Here is an 18,240-nt window from a genome sequence, read left to right as displayed (position 1 = left end):
GTTTCCTTAACTTCTTAAATCTATGATTTAGTTAGTCGAACTTACTCAAACGTCTAGTTTGAGTTTCCTTTATTCCCTCATTTACTCAACTTAAGTTCTGGCGCTTTAATATTATTTCTTTATGCTTATCTTTTATGATTTTTCCCTTAATTCCTTTGGATTGTGTTAATCACACCTATACATTATATTTGACATTATATTATACGTCAATACACTTAATTATGTTTCAATGATACTATTTTTTCACTAATAAAAAAGAGTATTTCCAAAAATGGAATACTCTTCAATTATATCTAGTTACGCATTTGCTTTTTCTTCTATCATTTTTGCAAGAGCATGTGCTATTTTATCAAGTTCTTCTTGATTTTCTCCCTCTAGCATAACTCTAACTAATGGTTCAGTACCTGAAGGTCTTATTAAAACTCTTCCGCAACCATTTAATTTTTCTTCTATTTTCTTTATTTCTTCAGCTATTTCTGCGTCTTTTTCATGTATATCTTTCATGTTGTTAGGTACTTTAGCATTAACTAAAACTTGTGGAAGTTTTGTCATAATTGATGCAAGTTCTGATAATGTTTTACCAGTTTCTTTAACTATTGATGCAATTTGAAGACCTGTAACAAGTCCATCTCCAGTTGTATTATAGTCTAAGAAAATAATATGACCTGATTGTTCTCCACCTAATTTGTAACCATCTTTAACCATTTCTTCAAGAACATATCTATCTCCAACTTTAGTTTTTATAGTAGATATATTTTCTTTATCAAATGCTAAGCTTAAACCAAGGTTACTCATTACAGTTACAACTACCATGTTATCTTTTAGTTTTCCTTGATCCTTTAAATGTTTACCGCAAATAGTCATTATGAAATCTCCATCTATAAGATTTCCTTTTTCATCTACAGCAAGACATCTGTCAGCATCACCATCAAAAGCAAGACCTAAGTCACAACCTTGTTTAACAACATAATCCATTAATTCTTCTGGATGAGTTGATCCACAGTTTTTATTTATATTTACTCCATCTGGGTCATTGTTTATTACAACAACTTCAGCTCCAAGTTCTCTAAATGTTTCAACTGATGTTTTGTAAGATGCACCATTAGCACAGTCAAGAGCTATTTTTAATCCTTTTAAGTCTACATCTATTGTAGATTTGGCAAATTCTACATAATCATCAATTGCTGATTCACATGTAATTTTTCTTCCTAAGTTTTCACCTGTTGGTGATGGAACTCCTTCAAAATTGTTTTCTATTATGCTTTGAATTCTATCTTCTAATTCATCTTTTAATTTATATCCATTTTTGTTAAAGAACTTAATTCCATTATATTCTACAGGATTATGAGAAGCAGAAATTACAACTCCAGCATCAGCTTTATATTTTCTTGTTAAGTAAGCTATTGCAGGTGTTGGTACAACTCCTACACATATTGCTTCAGCACCAACTGATAAGATACCAGCTACTAAAGCCGCCTCTAGCATGTCTCCTGATATTCTTGTATCCATTCCTACTAATATTTTTGGCTTATGAGTTCCTTCTGTTAAGACGAAAGCTCCTGCTCTGCCTAATTTAAATGCAAGATCTGCTGTTAATTCAGTATTTGCAACTCCTCTAACTCCGTCTGTTCCAAATAATCTACCCATATATTTGTACCTCTCTTTATCTGTTTTTATTCCTCTTACACATATTCCACATAATTATATTACATATTTTACAATATAACAACTATGATTTAGTTACAAAACCGTATTATATAAGAGTTAAATAAAAAAAATGAGGCAATTTGCCCCATTTTAAATATTGCTTTTATAGTGGTGAGTATTCATTTATTATACTCTCTGCTGACTTTAATCCATCTACGGCAGCTGATATTATTCCACCAGCAAACCCAGCTCCTTCTCCTGAAGGATATAAACCTTTTACTGATATACTCTCTAAGACTTCATTTCTTTCTATCTTAACTGGAGCTGAGGTTCTTGTTTCTATTCCAGTCATTACAGCATCATCTGTTGCAAATCCATGAATTTTTTTATCAAACTGTACAAGTCCATCCTTTAGGGTATCTATAACACCCTTTGGAAGACACTCTCTAAGATCTCTAAATTCATATCCCGGTCTATATGTTGGTTTAATAGAACCTAGTTTTGTTGAAACTTTATTCTTTAGAAAGTCACCAACTAATTGAACAGGGGCTACATAATTTCCTCCGCCTAATTTATATGCTAAACTTTCATAATGTCTTTGAAATTCCATTCCTTTAAGTGGCGTATCTCCAATAAAATCATTTTCTCCAACTGTTACTACAAGTGCTGCATTTGCATTTTCCTTATCTCTACTATAATAACTCATTCCATTAGTAACAAGTCTGCCATCTTCTGATGCTGCTCCTACAACTTCTCCACCTGGACACATACAAAAACTATATACTGCTCTTTTTGTATTTGGACTTGTATATGCAAGTCTATAATCCGCCGCTTTAAGTCTTGGATGATCTTTAAATTTTCCATATTGATTTTCATTTATAAAGTTTTGAGAATGTTCTATTCTAACTCCTATTGCAAAAGCTTTTGGAGACATAAACACCCCTCTATTAAATAACATTTCATAGGTGTCTCTTGCACTATGTCCAAGGGCAAGTATCATTACTTCACATGGAATTTCTTCTCCATTTACTACAACGGATACAATTTTATTATCTTTTATTTTTATATCTTCAAGTTTGCTATTAAATCTTACTTCTCCGCCTAATCTTATTATTTCTTCTCTTATATTTTTAACCACATCTTTTAATATATCTGTTCCTATATGAGGTTTACCCATATAAGTGATTTCTTCTGGTGCTCCTGCATTTACAAATTCTCTTAATACAAAATCACATCTTTTATCTTTAATTCTAGTAGTAAGTTTTCCATCAGAAAAAGTTCCAGCTCCTCCTTCCCCAAATTGAACATTTGAGTTTAAATTAAGCTTTCCAGATTTCCAAAACTCTTCTACAGATTTTGTTCTATCTTCTACATTTTCTCCTCTTTCAATGACTATTGGTCTATATCCATTTTGAGCTAAGCGTAATGCTGCAAACATTCCTGCAGGACCCATTCCAACTACAATAGGTCTGTGATTTAATTTTTTATTTCCATAAACTATACTTTCTTTAATTTCTTCTTTTTCTAACTTTGCATCATTAGTTTTTGCTCTGCTTACTACCTTTGATTCATTATCACACTTAACTTCAACACTATAAGTAAATCTTATAGTGTTCTTTTTTCTAGCATCTATAGACTCTTTTATTATCTTCAGACTTTTTATATGAGCTTTATCTATTTTTAATTTTTTAGCAACTTTCTTATATAAAGCATCATGATTTTCATCTATATCCAAAACTAAATTGTTTACTCTTATTGACATACTTATCCTCCGATATTTTTTATCTGTGTTTCCTTACGTTAGTTGAATTAGTTGGTTTAACATCTCCATCAGTATTTGTTGTTTCCTCAATACCATTTTTATTATCAGAAATTGTTACTTTAATACGCTTATAATTTTGAGATACTATTGAAATTCCTTTAGGACTATCAACATTTATTGGAACTGTATGATCACCTTTCCCAAGCCCTCTTAAATCAACATAACATTTTAATCCTTTTGCTGTAATTTCATTTATGGTATTTCGTCCTCCAGATACAACTAAGGAAATTGTATTTCTCTCTAGTTGAGCTGTAAGTCCACTTCCAAGATTTCTAGTTTCTAAAGTAGCTGTTACATTTTGTTTATCCATTTTATCTAAAACAACTTCAACATCTACAACATCACCATTATCAGCTAACTTTATTCCTTCTGGAATTATAAGCTTAACCTTTACATTAGAATTTTCTGTTTTTATGTTTCCTAAATCTATAGGTTCTGTATCTAATTTATTAATCTTTGACAATACCCCAGGCTCTCCTGTTATACTTACTTTACCCTTTAAAAGTTTCAATCCCTTTAGAGTATAATCCTTTCCTAATGTTCCAGTTGTCTTTATATTTACTCCTACTTCTTTAGTCTTTTTAAAAGGAACTAGTACAGTAACATTTTTAGGATTTATATTAACCTCACTAACTTCTCTATTATCCTTATCTACAGCTTTAAGTTCTACTGATTTTGTTACATCTTCCTCAGAATTTCTAAATTCTATAATTCCTTTTGCTTTCACAACAGAATTTACATATTCCTCAGCACCACTAATTACTGCCTTATCAGTTTTTAATATGGGTTTATTTCCACCTAGTTCATTTTCACTTTTTCCCCTTACCTCAACTTCTATAGGCACACTTTTTTCTTTATAATTATCTACTTTAATTGTCATCCACATACTATTGTCATTTATTATATTAACGTTATTCGGTTTATTAACTATGGTTATTGGAACTTTATTTTCCCCTCTTTTTAATGCATATACACTTAAATCCACTTGTAACTTAAAATTTTCAGCCTTTACTCCATAAATATCCGTAGATTTACCTGTTATCTTTAAAGATGTGGTGAAATCTTGATTTGGAGAAAGTACAAATCCTGATTGTTTTAAAGAATCGGAATTAATGATTTCTATTGGTATGCTTGAAATCTTATTAGTCCTTATTGTATTTCCATCATTGGAAGTGTATAGCCATAATATAAAAGCTGCAATAACACAACAAATCTTTATTATTATTTGTTGCTGGCTTTTTTTATCCATGACTTCACCTTCTCTCTATAAGTTACCTTTTTAGTCTGTCTATATGTAATGATCTTTATTAGAATATCTTTTAATCTCTCTTTTGTATAATACCTTGTTAAATTTCCATTAACAGCAAGGGATATAACCCCTGTTTCTTCTGAAACTATTATAACTAGCGCATCTGAAACCTCCGAAATTCCAATGGCAGCTCTGTGTCTTGTTCCTAGCTGTTTATTTATTTCAGTATTATTGGTTAAAGGCAAAAAACACCCTGCTGCTGCTATTCTATCATTTCTTATAATAGAAGCTCCATCATGCAGCGGTGTGTTAACAACAAATATATTTTCAAGTAATGCCGCTGAAACAACTGAATCAAGTTTAGTCCCTGTACTTATAACATCACCAAGTCCTGTTGTTTGTTCAAATACAATAAGTGCACCTGTTCTTGATTTAGATAAGTTTTCTACAGCATTTACTATTTGTGTTACAACCTCATCCATCTTTTCTTCATTTTCTAAAATATGCTTATCTGTAAAAGCACTTCTTCCTATGTGTTCTAAGGCTTTTCTAATTTCAGGCTGAAAAATAATAATAAGGGATAATACCCCTATAGTAAGAGTTTTGTTAAGAATCCAATTTAACGTAGTAAGGTGAAGCAAACTACTTATTGGAATCAGTAAAATAATGAATAAAATTCCCTTTAGTAATTGTTCAGCACGTGTTTCATTCATAAGCATATAAAATTTATAAAAAATATATGATACCACAATAATATCTAATACCGAAAATACACTTATATTTTCCACAGTATTAGTTATCATGTTTACAAAATCCATACCTTTCACCTCTTACCTTAAGCATCTATCTTAATTATACACTATAGTTTGAATATTAATAATATATGCATTGTTTATTTAACAAAATTTTATTTTTTTCTAATTAAAATTTATATAAACCAGTAATATTTTTTAGAAATAGTAGAATAATATCCTCAGTATATACTATTGCGTTCATAATTTAAAGGAGTTGATTTCTTGAAGAACTCACAAAACAAGTTTTCAAATGTAATTCTTATTATATTATCTGCTATTATAATCGGGTTAGTTGCTTTTTTTTCAAGTTACTATTTTTTTATGAACAAATCATTAACTAAATATAAGAACAAACTAAATTTTGAAATCAAAAACATAAACAGCGTTAATATGTCCGTTTCAGAGATTAAATTTAGCGAAAGTTCCATTAGAAACAATGATAGAATAATTAATACTATGCACAAAAATATATCTTCATTACAGAATTATCTTTACGCTATTAAAACACTTAATCCAAGTACAAAATATGCTAACCAGCATGAAAATTTAATAAATGGTGTACAAAGTAATATATTAATTTATAAACAAGTACTATCTATAGCTAAATCTATTGAAAATATAGATGGTAAAACATTAAATAGATCCTTAAGCGATTTAGACAAATACATAAATGACACCTTAAACTTTTATTCACAAATATCAATTCGAAATATAAAAATAGATTTACCAAATGAAACTTTAAATTTTCTAAACTCTTTTAAAAATCAAGCTGAAAAACAAGCTAAAGCCACAATAAGCACTAAAGTGACTAAACATAAGACCACTGACTTCATTGATTACTTAAATGATATAAGTATTAAATTTAATAACTTAAAAAAAGACTATATAAATGACATCACAAAAGGATTAGAAGTTAAAGGATATAGCGCATTATTAAATGAAATTTCTAATGATGAAGTTACATTAAGTGCACTAAGGGCTAATTTATCTATTCTATCTGTGCCAAGGGATGCTAATATAGTTTATGATAATTTTTATAAAACACTTGATGATTATAATTATTATCTTGAAAATTTAAGATACAATTTAAATATAGAAGAATTAACATCTAGTAACGATAGCATTAGTAAAAGTTCTTTGAAAAATATTTATACTTCATCTAGAGATGACTTAAACCAAGTAGAAAAATCCTATGAAAAATTTTTAGATTTATTTACGAAATTTAAAAACTATTGAATTATTTTTCCCATTATGGATACAATATTAATAAACCTACTTTAAATATTAGACTCCAAAAATTTTAAAGGAGAGGATTTTAAAAATGAAAAAGATTTTTGTTAGCATGATTACATTAATAGCTTTATTAATATCTCCATTTTATTGTGCTAACGCAAAAGTAATACAGGATTCTGAAAGTCAAACTTTGTATAAGGAACAATCAGAAGTTGTAACTGTATTTAACAACCAAGGAAAACATTTTTATATAACTAAAGATGATATAAATTTAATGGCTCAAATTGTATATGCCGAAAGTTGTGCTGAACCATATGAAGGTAAAGTTGCTGTTGCTTCAGTTATATTAAATCGACTTAAAGACTCTCATTTTCCAAACAATATAGAAGGAGTAGTAAAACAAAAATGTGCTTTTTCTTGTGTTAGAAATGGTCAAATAGACGTAATTCCTAATGAATCTTGCTTTAATGCAGTTATGGACGCTTTAAGAGGAAAGGATCCAACTAATAATGCAGTCTTTTTCTATAATCCAAAGATAGCCACATCCACTTGGATGAAAAATATAAATAAAAAGAACGTAAAAAGAATAGGAAACCATGTATTTTTTATCGTCCAATAACACAAAAGACAGTTGAAAAGATATCAACTGTCTTTTATATATTATATAGTTAGCGTTCTAATTACAATTCTTCTACTGCAGTTAATGCAGCTATAAGCCCTTCACCTGCTGATTTTATATATTGATAAGGCTTTCCAACACAATCTCCAGCAGCATAACATCTTTCTATGTTAGTTCTCATTTTTCTATCAACCTTTATATGATCATCTTCCATTTGTAATCCTGGCACTAGTTGACTTGGAGATATACTATCTTTTAAAATAAATATTCCATCCGTATCTATTGTATTGTTATTCAAAACTAATTGTTTAACTCTTTCTTCTCCAACCACTTCTTTTGGAACGCCTTTTACAATCTCTATATTATCATTTAAACTTAGTTCTCCATTGTTCATAGGAACATAATATACTTTTGATGCAAGTTCACTTACATAATTAGCTTCTTTTTCTGCTTCTTTATTATATCCAACAATTGTTACAACTTTTCCTTTATAAAGAGGTGCATCACAAGTAGCACAATATCCTACACCCTTACCTAAAAACTCTTCTTCTCCCTTTAAAGGCTTTCCATACTCAATTCCAGTAGCGATTATTACAGATCTTGCTTCATACATTTTGTTATTTACCATTAATGAAAAGTATTCTCCCATTGCATAAACAGAATCTATTCTTTCTTCTACTATTTCTATATTCATGGAATCTATATGTTCCTTAAATTTATCTTTAAGTTCTTTTCCTGTTAAATTATAAAACCCTAAATAGTTATTTACTTTAGGCGCTTTCATAAGCTTAGGACTGAAATTCTTATTTCCAAAGACAATTATATTCTTGTTTCTTATTTTTGCATTTATAGCCGCCTCTATACCTGCTGGACCACTACCAACAATAGCTATATCGTATCTTTCACTCATTTATCTCACCACCTGTATATAATAAATCCGACAATGTTTTTCTTAACATTGTCGGTATAATATTAAATATGTTTTCCAATTGATTTTTCAAAATCTTGTTTTGGTCTAAAGCCAATTAAGTTTTCTACAACTTTTCCGCCTTTAAATACCATAACATTTGGTATACTGCCTATTTGAAATCTTTGAGCAATTTCAGGATTTTCATCTACATTTATTTTAAAAAATTTAGCTTTACCTTCCATATCATGTGAGAGTTCTTCCATTACAGGGCCTAACATTTTGCATGGACCACACCAAGGAGCCCAAAAATCAACTACTACTGTTTCTTCTGAATTCATAACTTCTTGTATAAAATTTGATCCGCCAATTTCTCTTATCATTAATATCCCTCCACAAAACAGTTTGTTTATACCCTTATATGGTATATTGAAATATTACCTCTTTTTTCTTAAATAGTCAAGTATTTTTGTTAAATAATAATAATTATTATTTAATCTTTTTAGTTTACTTTTATATTATACTGATGGTCAACATTTATTGTTCCCTAATTTACATACTAAAATACGATATGTAGAACTGTATTACATATCGTATATAGTTATTTATTTAATATATCTTTGATTTTTGAGTTAGCATACTGGCAATCTGGATAATTGTCCATAAGTTTTTTTGCATATTCTTTTGACTTATTTAAATTTACATCTTTATATAATATAGCGGTTCTATACAAAACTTCTTGTATATAATTTTCATTAGAATATTTAGCTTCATACTCCTCATAACATTTTAAAGCATTACTAATATCTTTTTTATTTTGATATGATACTCCTAACATAAAAAGTATGTGTCCATATAAATAACTATCACTTCCATAGTCATAAGCCTTTTGTAAGTTAGACACAGCTTCCTCCACTTTATTATTAGCTTCTAAATATTCTCTCCCTGTATTGTAAAAATGCTTAACTCCATCATCTTTTAGTATATCTTCGCTTTTCACTAAAAGCGTTTTATCTTTTACATTTAATTTATCCTTTTTATCCTTCCAAGGCTTTGATAATGTATATATTTTATTAAAATCTTTACTGTCTATTGCATTTGATAATTCTTTATATTTAAATTCAGTTTTTATATTTTCTTGATTTTTAACTTTGTCTACCTTTTGTGAGGAATTTTTCTTTGATTCACTACTATTTTTTTGTTTATTATTAGTATTAGCCAAATTGCTGCTTATATTATTATGTTTATTGTTAAATTTGTTAATCATATTTGCTATGTTGCCCTTATACATTTTTAATGTAATACCTATTACCGTTATTACTAAAATCATTATGATTGGAATTAAAATTACTTTCTTATTACTTTTTTTATTATCAGATTTAGTTTTTCTATTTTTCAATTTCTTTTTATTATTATTAGCAGTAATGTTCTTAACATCAATTTCCAAAACCCTATTGATATATCTAGTGGATTTATCATACTGTTTTAATTTTAAGTAACATGTAGCAATACTATTGTCTACATTGATTCTGTTATAATCGCTATCTTTACATTTTATAAATATTTTTAAAGCTTCATCAATTTCGCCATTACGCATTAGCTTTATAGCCGATGCATACATTGAAAATCTTTCTTCATCATCCTTTAATCCATCTAAATATTTCTTAGCTACATTATCATTATTAACTTCATAATTTAATTTCCATAATGCTGAGGAACTTTTTAGATCTCCTTTAAAATAGTACAGAAGTCCTTTAAGATTTATAGCAGGTTTATACTTCATACTTAAAGACAGTATTTCTTCACATATATCAATGGCTTCATCAATATATCCATTTTCATATTTTTTCATAGCCTTTTCATATAGTTTTTTTGCTTTATTCATTAATTCTTAATACTTCCCTCTAGAATTTATTTCACGGTTATAGTTTTTGTTTCTTCATGTGATTCTAATAAATCATCATCTTCATATACTAATATCTGAACATCTATCTTATCACCTTTTTTAACTGCATATACAACCTGCTTTTTATTGTCTTTAGTATTATAAAGTTCAGTAGCTTGTCCTGTTTCTATGTTAACTTTATACAATATTCCCCCTTGTGAAACTGTTCCGTGAGCTCTACTTATTACAACCATTAAATTATTATCATCAAACCAGTCAATATATTTAGGAGTATTCTTTTGCTGATCTTGATCAAGATCTAATTCCCATTTTGATTGTTCTTTTAAATTTTTAATATATATTTTTCCTACTCCTTCTTCTAGTGCATTTTCTCCCTTTCCTTCTATACAAGCACTAAATTTGTTATTACTAGAGTTTTTCCACTTTGTTGCAAAAGTAGGTTTTGAATTTTTTCCTAGTTCTTTTTTTAAAAACATCTTTTTGCTATTATCTTCTTTTACCTTTGCTTTTTTTGCAGATTGCTTTTCTACACTTACATTTTCTTGTGTATTATTTACATTTTCTTTTTCTGAATCTTTTTTATTTGTATTTGTTTCTATCTTAACGTCCTTTTTGTTTACTTCTTCGCCTTTTTTTGAACATCCCATAAACATTATTGAAGAGATTGTCATACTAGCACATAAACAATATATTACCTTTCTTCTTAATTTTAATCTGTTTAATTTCATGTTATTCCCTCCAAAATCAAATTATTTTTACAAACTTTAACCAAATTCATGGTCTATATTACTAATTATACCTTAAATTAAAAGAAACACATAGCATTTTATTTTTTATCCTTTGCTATGTGTTTCTAAATTAATGTTTTGACTATGAATACCTATTTTTATCTTTTATTTTTGGTCAATATTTATTTTATTTATTTAATTGTTCATTATTATTTGTTTTGCTTTTAATATTGATGTAGCACTCATTGAAAATTCATCTAAACCATATTCCACAAGTATTGGTATCATCTCTTCATCTCCCGCAGCTTCTCCACACATTCCACACCATTTTCCTTCTTTATGAGCTGCATCTATTGTCATTTTTATTAATTTAAGTATAGCAGGATGTTTAGGATTATAAAGATATGAAACCTTCTCATTCATTCTATCAGCAGCAAGAGTATACTGAATTAAGTCATTTGTTCCTATACTAAAAAAGTCAACGTATTTTGCAAGTTCCTCTGCACATATTGCTGCAGCAGGAATTTCTACCATTATTCCAACTTCTAAATCTTTATTAAACTCTTTTCCTTCCTTACTTAATTCATTCATACATTCATGAAGAAGTTCTTTTGCTTCTTTAAATTCTTTTAATGATGAAATCATAGGGAACATTATTTTTATATTTCCAAAAGCAGATGCTCTTAGCAATGCTCTTAATTGAATTTTAAATATATCTTTTCTATCTAAACAGAGTCTTATTGCTCTATATCCTAAGAATGGATTCATTTCCTCAGGTAATGGTAAGTATTCTAACTTCTTATCTCCACCTATATCTAAAGTTCTTATAACTATTGGCTTTCCATTACCCTTTTCGGCTACATACTTGTAAGCCTCAAATTGTTCCTCTTCAGTAGGCATGTTCTGTCTATCCATATATAAAAACTCTGTTCTGAAAAGTCCTACTCCTTCTCCCCCATTTTCTAAAACTTGATCTATGTCTTTTGCCTTACCGATATTTCCACAAACCTCAACATGTTTTCCACCTTTAGTTACTGTTTTTACATCTATTAATTTTTTTAATTCTGCCTTTTCATTTTCAAAAGCTTCTTTTCTTTTTGTGTATTCTTCTATGGTTGATTTATCTGGATTTATTATAACTTCTCCTTTGATTCCGTCTACAATTATATTATCTCCATTTTTAACACTAGATGTTATATCATTTAACCCAACAACAGCTGGTATTTCTAATGTCCTTGCCATTATAGCACTGTGAGATGTTCGACCACCTATATCCGTTACAAATCCTATAACCTTACTTCTATCAAGTTGAGCCGTATCAGAAGGTGTTAAATCATAGGAAACAATAATAGTATCTTTATCTAAAATTCCCTGGGATTCATCAATATTTCCCAGTAAATTATCTAAAATCCTTCTTCCTACATCCTTAACATCAGCAGCTCTCTCCCTCATGTATTCATCTTCCATAGATTTAAATATACCCATATACATTTCAACTACATCATTTAACGCTTTTTCTGCATTAACCTTATTATTATTAATATTCGTTATTGCAGTGCCAGTAAACTCTGGATCTTCTAAAAACATTATATGACTTTCAAAAACTGCTGCTTTTTCATGTCCAAGTTCCTTTTCGGCATTTTCTTTTATTTTTTTCAATTGTTCTTTAGATGCATTTATAGCATCTTTTAATCTTTCTTCTTCTTCCGCTAAATTTTCTATAGTTCTTTCTACTATATTTATATCCTTAACTTCTTTTATAAAAGCCTTTCCAATAGCATATCCTTTTGAAGCAGGAATACCTTTTTTCATGAAGTTCCCTCCTAAATCATACACTTTTTAAAGTTACACTTATTATTTGTTAGTAAACTACATAAAATACACTTTAATATATGTATTTTAATTTATTATTTAAATAAAATTGTTTTATAATATTAATATTATAAAAATACTGAATTTTATGTTATAATTTAAAAGGTTATATATAAATTAATTGTTTTTTGTAAAAAAATATTTGTTTAAGTACACTTAATTACAATCTTAGTATTTTTTCACTATTTTTTGCTTTTTCTGTTTTTTTATATATATCCCTTTATTTTTTTACAGTTTTAATATAAACTTAAAACTAGTGTACTATAATTTTTTAAAACTTAATATCAAAACAAAAAGAAATTTGATAGGAGATTGAGATTGAGTATGGACTACAAAATGATTTTTGGATTACTAGGAGGACTTGGATTATTTGTCTACGGTATGAAACTTATGGGAGATGGCCTTCAAAAAGCCGCTGGAGATAAGCTGAAAAGGATTTTAGAAGCTTTAACTAGTAAAACCATATTTGCCATACTAGTAGGTGCAGTAGTAGCTGGAATAATTCAAAGCAGTAGTGCTACAACAGTAATGACCATTGGATTTGTTAATGCTGGTCTTATGAACTTGTTTCAAGCTACTGGAGTAATTATGGGTGCAAACATAGGTACAACCATAACTGCTCAACTTATAGCATTTAAGTTAACAGATGTTGCTCCTTTAGTGCTCGCTATCGGTGCAGCTATAGTTCTTTTTTCAAAAAAGAAAAAGACTAAGGATATTGGTGATATAATTCTTGGATTTGGTATCTTATTTATTGGTATGTCTATGATGGAAAGTTCAATGAAGCCTTTAGGACAATTACCAATATTCAAACATTTGATTATTAGTATAGGCAGTCATCCACTATTAGGTATTCTTGTTGGTTTAGGGATGACAGCAACAGTTCAAAGTAGTAGTGCCACAATTGGTATATTAATGGCTCTTGCAGCTAATGGTACAATCGGACTTAATGTAGCTCTTCCAATACTTTTCGGAGACAACATAGGAACATGTGTTACTGCACTTCTTGCTGGTATTGGAACACACAAAAATGCAAAACGTGCATCAATAATTCATCTTACCTTTAATACAATCGGAACACTTATATTTATGGCTGCTTTTCCACTAGTATTGAAAATAGTTCCGCTATTTGGTGGTACTATTCAAAGACAAATTGCAAATGCACACACATTATTTAATATATCTAATGTACTTATACAAGCTCCATTTATACCTTTACTTGTGAAGTTTGTAAATAAAATAGTACCTGGTAAAGATAAAGACGAAACTGTCTTTGCACTTGAACATCTTGATAAGAGACTTTTAGAAACACCTTCAATAGCATGCGGTCAAATTGTAAAAGAAATTTCTAGAATGGGCAAAATTGCTGAAAATAATTTAGCAGACTCTATGGCTTGTTTTATTAATAATGATGAAAACTTAATACCATCAGTAGTAGAACATGAAAACTTAATAAATTTCTTACATAGAGAAATAACAGACTATATGGTTTCGTTATCAAGTACAAATTTATCTGAAGCTCAATCAGAGCTTATAACATCTTTATTTCACGTAGTTAGTGATATAGAAAGAATTGGCGACCATGCAGATAACATAGTAGAAATTGCTGAAATAAAAATAAATGATAACTTACCATTTTCAAAGGAATCACTTGATGACATAAAAAATATGTATGAAATAACAAAATCAGCAGTTAATAGAACAATATTTGCTTTAGAAAACTTCGACGTGGACGCAGCTAGAGAAGTTTTAGATATAGAACGTAGCATAGACCTTATGGAAAAACAACTTAGAAAAGAACACGTTACTAGATTAAACACTAGAACATGTAATGCTGTTAGTGCTTCTATATTCGTGGATTTACTTACAAACTTCGAAAGAGTTGGTGACCATTCAAATAATATAGCTCAAATGGTTATAGAACAAAAAGGTTAATAACATAAATAAAAAAGAAAGTGGCATAATACCACTTTCTTTTTTATTTTATTAAATTTCTATTTCGCATACATTCATATGCATATTGTTTATACTTATCATATGCATATTTCACCATATCTTTTTGAGAGTGTTTCTTATTTTTTATACACTTCTCAGCATCACCATTACATAGATAACATCTTCTTTTTAATTTTCCTATATCAATTCTACTAATCTTTTTAGTATCTTTATTAAATACATCAATATTAATACATTTACCCAATAAATGGTTTTCTTCAATTTGCAAAGCTATTTTTTTTATTTCAAGTGCATTCCTATTTATTATAAATATAGAATTATATCCTTCAGAAGTTTCCCTAGATAATATAAAATATATATATGGACTAAACATATCCGATACTATTCCCTCTATTGTTTGTACTATGTCAAAAATCGTATTGTTCATTTTAAGCTCAGTTAAACAATTAAAACTTATTGATACTAAAGGCATATTATACTTTTTTATTAATTTATCTTGCAAATTAATACGTTCTTTTATATCTTCAGCAAGACTATTGCATCTACCCATCATAGATTCCAGGAAATATACTCCCGTTTCCCCCTTATTTATATATATTACCCATTAAGATAATTGTATTTATTTCCAAATATTCATAATATAATAAAATATACATCTTTAAACATTATATACCAACAAAAAAATATATACAACAATATATTAATGTTTTACCTTATAGAATTCTTCTACAGAATTTGCTATAGATTTTGCTATTTTTTCCTGATAGTCATTATCCTTTAATTTTTTCTCTTCTTCGGCATTAGATAAAAATCCACACTCAACTAATATAGATGGAATATGGTCATTACATCTTAAAATTTTATAAGCCCCTTTTGCACATTTCTCTTGTCTATGATTACTTTTATCTAAGTCTTTAATTAAGTTTTTTTGTACAATATGTGCAAATTCCGCACTTTCTCCTTCTTTAGAATACCAAACTTGTGCTCCATGATATTTACTTTGTGTAAACATATTTAGATGTATACTAATAAACAAATCGCAATTTGTGCTAACTTTCATTTTACATCTATTACTTAAATCTTCATTCTTTTTATCCCTAACGCTACCTTTATTTGAATATAATCCTTTATCTTCTTCTCTAGTCATTTCTACTTTATAGCCTTTTTCTTCTAAGCATTTTCTTAGCTTTTTGGATATCTCTAAATTAATCCCTTTTTCTGATGTACCATTCTTAGAAACAGCACCTCCATCCATTCCTCCATGACCAGGATCAATTAAAATTATCTTCTTATTTTCCTCTTTGCTTTCATTAATAGTATATGCACTACATTTAATACTTTGTAAACTAAATATACATATTAAAAAAATTGATACTAAAGTAATTTGTTTTATCCATTTGTTATTTGTCATTTTCATTCCTCCTGTTTTGGCTTTTATAATTTATTTTGCCCTATAATAAAGATTTTTAATTTGTTTATCAGGAGAAAAATTTATGAATCTCATACTTTAAAAAGCAATATATGAATTTTAATTAGCTAAATGTATGATTTAACTTAAATATTTGTATAATATTGTTAATATTATTGTATACCAACTATTTAATTACATTAGTACATTAATATAATATTATTAATATTTGCAAATCTGCATCTGCGCATAAAAAAAGAACAAAAAGGTTAATTCCTTCTTGTTCTTTAAAGAAAATAATACTATCTCTTTGAGAATTGTGGTGCTCTTCTTGCTTTTTTAAGACCGTATTTCTTTCTTTCTTTCATTCTTGGATCTCTTGTTAAGAATCCAGCTTTCTTAAGTTCTGGTTTTAAAGTTTCATCAGCTTTAACTAATGCTCTTGTGATACCGTGTCTTATAGCACCAGCTTGACCTGTGAATCCACCACCATTAACATTAACAATTACATCAAATTTGTCTTTAGTTCCAGTTAAAACTAAAGGTTGATTTACAATGTATCTTAATGTTTCTAATCCAAAATAAACTTCTATGTCTCTTTTGTTTATTGTAACTTTACCGTCTCCTGGTACAAGTATTACTCTTGCTACTGATTTCTTTCTTCTTCCTGTTCCAAAATATTGAACTTTAGCCATCTATATGTATCCTCCCTTCAGCTCCAAATACTAGTATCTTAACTCTAAAACTTCTGGTTTTTGAGCTTCTTGATTGTGTTCTGAACCTCTGTATACTTTTAATTTTTTAAGCATCTTTCTTCCTAAAGGTCCTTGTGGAAGCATTCTTCTTACAGCTTCTTGGAAAACAAATTCTGGTTTGCTTTCTAATGCTTTCTTGTAAGATATTTCTTTTAATCCACCTGGATATAGTGAGTGATGTCTTAACATCTTTTGATCTAATTTTTTACCTGTTAATGCTACTTTTTCAGCATTTAATATGATAACATAATCTCCAGTATCAACGTTTGGTGTATAAGTTGGCTTATTTTTTCCTCTTAAGATTGTTGCAACTTGGCTAGCAGCTCTTCCTAGCGGTTTTCCTTCAACGTCGATAACATACCATTTTCTTTGAACTTCATTTTCTTTTGCAAGATATGATTTCATCGTTTTCCCTCCTTGAACTTTTTCCTATTGAGTAACTGATCTTGTTTTCTTTCTTCTATATCAAGACCGGGGCTGTGGTCTTATATACTGAAATTTACAACAATACATATTATAATACAATCAGCCTGGCGTGTCAACACACTTTACCTAAAACATAAAAATATTTAAGTTTTTAGTATAAAACCTCTTCTAAACATAGTCCTTGAGGCGGTAAAGACCTGCCAGCCTTTTCTCTATCTTTAGCCAGAATTATATTTTTAATATCCTCTGGCTTTATTCTGGCTATCCCAACTTCAACTAGAGTTCCTGCAATTATTCTAACCATATTATAAAGAAAACCCTCTCCTATAACTATGATTTTAATAATATCATCAACTTTAGTAACATCACAATAATATATGGTTCTTAATGTAGACTTAACTGAACTTCCAGCCTTTTTATAAAAAGAATCAAATTCGTGAGAACCTATAAAATATTTACTTGCACTTCTCATAAGGTCAACATCTAACTTTTTATTAAAATGATATACAACCCCTCTATCTATTGTAGGGGGTTCTTCTCTGTTCAATATAGTATAAACGTACTTTTTTCCCTTACTTTGAAATCTTGCATGAAAATCCATTGGAACTTCACATGAATTTTTTATTACAATATCTTTAGGTAATTTACTATTCATAGCATATTTAAATTTTTCTGGCGGTATACTGCTATCAATAATAAAATTAGCTACAAAATTTCTAGCATGTACTCCAGCATCTGTTCTACTGCAACCATTAACTTCTATCTTTTGCTTTGTAATATCAAAAATAGCTTCTTCTATCCTCTGTTGAATCGTCATTGAATGTTTTTGTTTTTGCCATCCAGAATAATTACTTCCATCATACTCTATAACAAGTTTTATATTTTTTTTCATTATAAACACTCCGGCAAAATTTTATA

Annotated in this window: 17 protein-coding genes; 3 read left to right on the top strand and 14 right to left on the bottom strand. The window is 28.7% G+C overall.

All coding sequences use genetic code 11. From position 1 onward, the window contains the following. Positions 1 to 297: 297 nt before the first annotated feature. From glmM to cdaA, 4 genes are all read right to left on the bottom strand, one after another. Positions 298 to 1,647 (bottom strand): phosphoglucosamine mutase, encoded by a 1,350-nt coding sequence (gene glmM / locus NT01CX_RS01490; RefSeq protein WP_011721256.1) that lies wholly within the window; start codon positions 1,645 to 1,647, stop codon positions 298 to 300. Positions 1,648 to 1,810: 163 nt separating this feature from the next. Further along, complete coding sequence (locus NT01CX_RS01485; RefSeq protein ID WP_011721255.1) at positions 1,811 to 3,409, bottom strand: NAD(P)/FAD-dependent oxidoreductase; 1,599 nt, start codon at positions 3,407 to 3,409, stop codon at positions 1,811 to 1,813. A 19-nt stretch (positions 3,410 to 3,428) separates the two neighbouring features. Continuing rightward, on the bottom strand, positions 3,429 to 4,718 hold the full coding sequence (locus NT01CX_RS01480) for a CdaR family protein (protein WP_011721254.1): 1,290 nt from the start codon (positions 4,716 to 4,718) through the stop codon (positions 3,429 to 3,431). Next, a complete protein-coding gene (cdaA, locus tag NT01CX_RS01475; RefSeq protein ID WP_011721253.1) occupies positions 4,691 to 5,536 on the bottom strand; it encodes a diadenylate cyclase CdaA in 846 nt (281 codons plus the stop codon). Before cdaA ends, NT01CX_RS01480 begins: the two co-directional genes overlap by 28 nt. A gap of 198 nt (positions 5,537 to 5,734) precedes the next feature. On the opposite strand from cdaA, the gene NT01CX_RS01470 reads away from it, so the two are divergent. Together NT01CX_RS01470 and NT01CX_RS01465 are read left to right on the top strand one after the other, a co-directional pair. Beyond that, the gene (locus NT01CX_RS01470; RefSeq protein ID WP_011721252.1) at positions 5,735 to 6,748 is read left to right on the top strand and encodes a hypothetical protein; all 1,014 of its coding nucleotides are present in this window, start codon (positions 5,735 to 5,737) and stop codon (positions 6,746 to 6,748) included. Positions 6,749 to 6,833: 85 nt separating this feature from the next. Next, positions 6,834 to 7,364, top strand: coding sequence for a cell wall hydrolase (locus NT01CX_RS01465; protein ID WP_011721251.1), 531 nt, complete (start codon positions 6,834 to 6,836; stop codon positions 7,362 to 7,364). Between the two features lie 61 nt (positions 7,365 to 7,425). Here the strand turns inward: NT01CX_RS01465 and NT01CX_RS01460 are convergent, their stop codons facing one another. The 5 genes from NT01CX_RS01460 to ptsP form a co-directional block, all read right to left on the bottom strand. After that, positions 7,426 to 8,274, bottom strand: a complete 849-nt coding sequence (locus NT01CX_RS01460; protein ID WP_011721250.1) for an NAD(P)/FAD-dependent oxidoreductase — start codon at positions 8,272 to 8,274, stop codon at positions 7,426 to 7,428. A 62-nt stretch (positions 8,275 to 8,336) separates the two neighbouring features. After that, positions 8,337 to 8,654, bottom strand: a complete 318-nt coding sequence (trxA, locus tag NT01CX_RS01455) for a thioredoxin (protein WP_011721249.1) — start codon at positions 8,652 to 8,654, stop codon at positions 8,337 to 8,339. 218 nt (positions 8,655 to 8,872) lie between these two features. After that, positions 8,873 to 10,156 (bottom strand): tetratricopeptide repeat protein, encoded by a 1,284-nt coding sequence (locus NT01CX_RS01450; protein ID WP_011721248.1) that lies wholly within the window; start codon positions 10,154 to 10,156, stop codon positions 8,873 to 8,875. 26 nt (positions 10,157 to 10,182) lie between these two features. After that, positions 10,183 to 10,905 (bottom strand): DUF4652 domain-containing protein, encoded by a 723-nt coding sequence (locus NT01CX_RS01445; protein WP_011721247.1) that lies wholly within the window; start codon positions 10,903 to 10,905, stop codon positions 10,183 to 10,185. 195 nt (positions 10,906 to 11,100) lie between these two features. Further along, on the bottom strand, positions 11,101 to 12,717 hold the full coding sequence (ptsP, locus tag NT01CX_RS01440; RefSeq protein WP_011721246.1) for a phosphoenolpyruvate--protein phosphotransferase: 1,617 nt from the start codon (positions 12,715 to 12,717) through the stop codon (positions 11,101 to 11,103). Positions 12,718 to 13,101: 384 nt separating this feature from the next. On the opposite strand from ptsP, the gene NT01CX_RS01435 reads away from it, so the two are divergent. Continuing rightward, on the top strand, positions 13,102 to 14,712 hold the full coding sequence (locus NT01CX_RS01435; RefSeq protein WP_011721245.1) for a Na/Pi cotransporter family protein: 1,611 nt from the start codon (positions 13,102 to 13,104) through the stop codon (positions 14,710 to 14,712). Between the two features lie 43 nt (positions 14,713 to 14,755). Here the strand turns inward: NT01CX_RS01435 and citX are convergent, their stop codons facing one another. The 5 genes from citX to truA all read right to left on the bottom strand — a co-directional run bounded on the left by citX (position 14,756) and on the right by truA (position 18,214). Next, on the bottom strand, positions 14,756 to 15,283 hold the full coding sequence (gene citX, locus NT01CX_RS01430; protein ID WP_187146697.1) for a citrate lyase holo-[acyl-carrier protein] synthase: 528 nt from the start codon (positions 15,281 to 15,283) through the stop codon (positions 14,756 to 14,758). Positions 15,284 to 15,433: 150 nt separating this feature from the next. Next, positions 15,434 to 16,150 (bottom strand): N-acetylmuramoyl-L-alanine amidase CwlD, encoded by a 717-nt coding sequence (cwlD, locus tag NT01CX_RS01425; protein WP_039226799.1) that lies wholly within the window; start codon positions 16,148 to 16,150, stop codon positions 15,434 to 15,436. A gap of 293 nt (positions 16,151 to 16,443) precedes the next feature. Further along, positions 16,444 to 16,836, bottom strand: coding sequence for a 30S ribosomal protein S9 (rpsI, locus tag NT01CX_RS01420; RefSeq protein ID WP_011721242.1), 393 nt, complete (start codon positions 16,834 to 16,836; stop codon positions 16,444 to 16,446). 30 nt (positions 16,837 to 16,866) lie between these two features. Next, complete coding sequence (gene rplM / locus NT01CX_RS01415; RefSeq protein WP_011721241.1) at positions 16,867 to 17,301, bottom strand: 50S ribosomal protein L13; 435 nt, start codon at positions 17,299 to 17,301, stop codon at positions 16,867 to 16,869. A gap of 172 nt (positions 17,302 to 17,473) precedes the next feature. Beyond that, entirely contained in the window at positions 17,474 to 18,214 is a 741-nt protein-coding gene (gene truA / locus NT01CX_RS01410) for a tRNA pseudouridine(38-40) synthase TruA (RefSeq protein WP_011721240.1), read from the bottom strand. Positions 18,215 to 18,240 lie beyond the last annotated feature (26 nt).

Source organism: Clostridium novyi NT (assembly GCF_000014125.1).
GTDB classification, from domain to species: Bacteria; Bacillota; Clostridia; order Clostridiales; family Clostridiaceae; genus Clostridium_H; species Clostridium_H novyi.
Note: the sequence above shows the minus strand (reverse complement) of the source record. Positions and strands in the feature narration are given on the sequence as shown.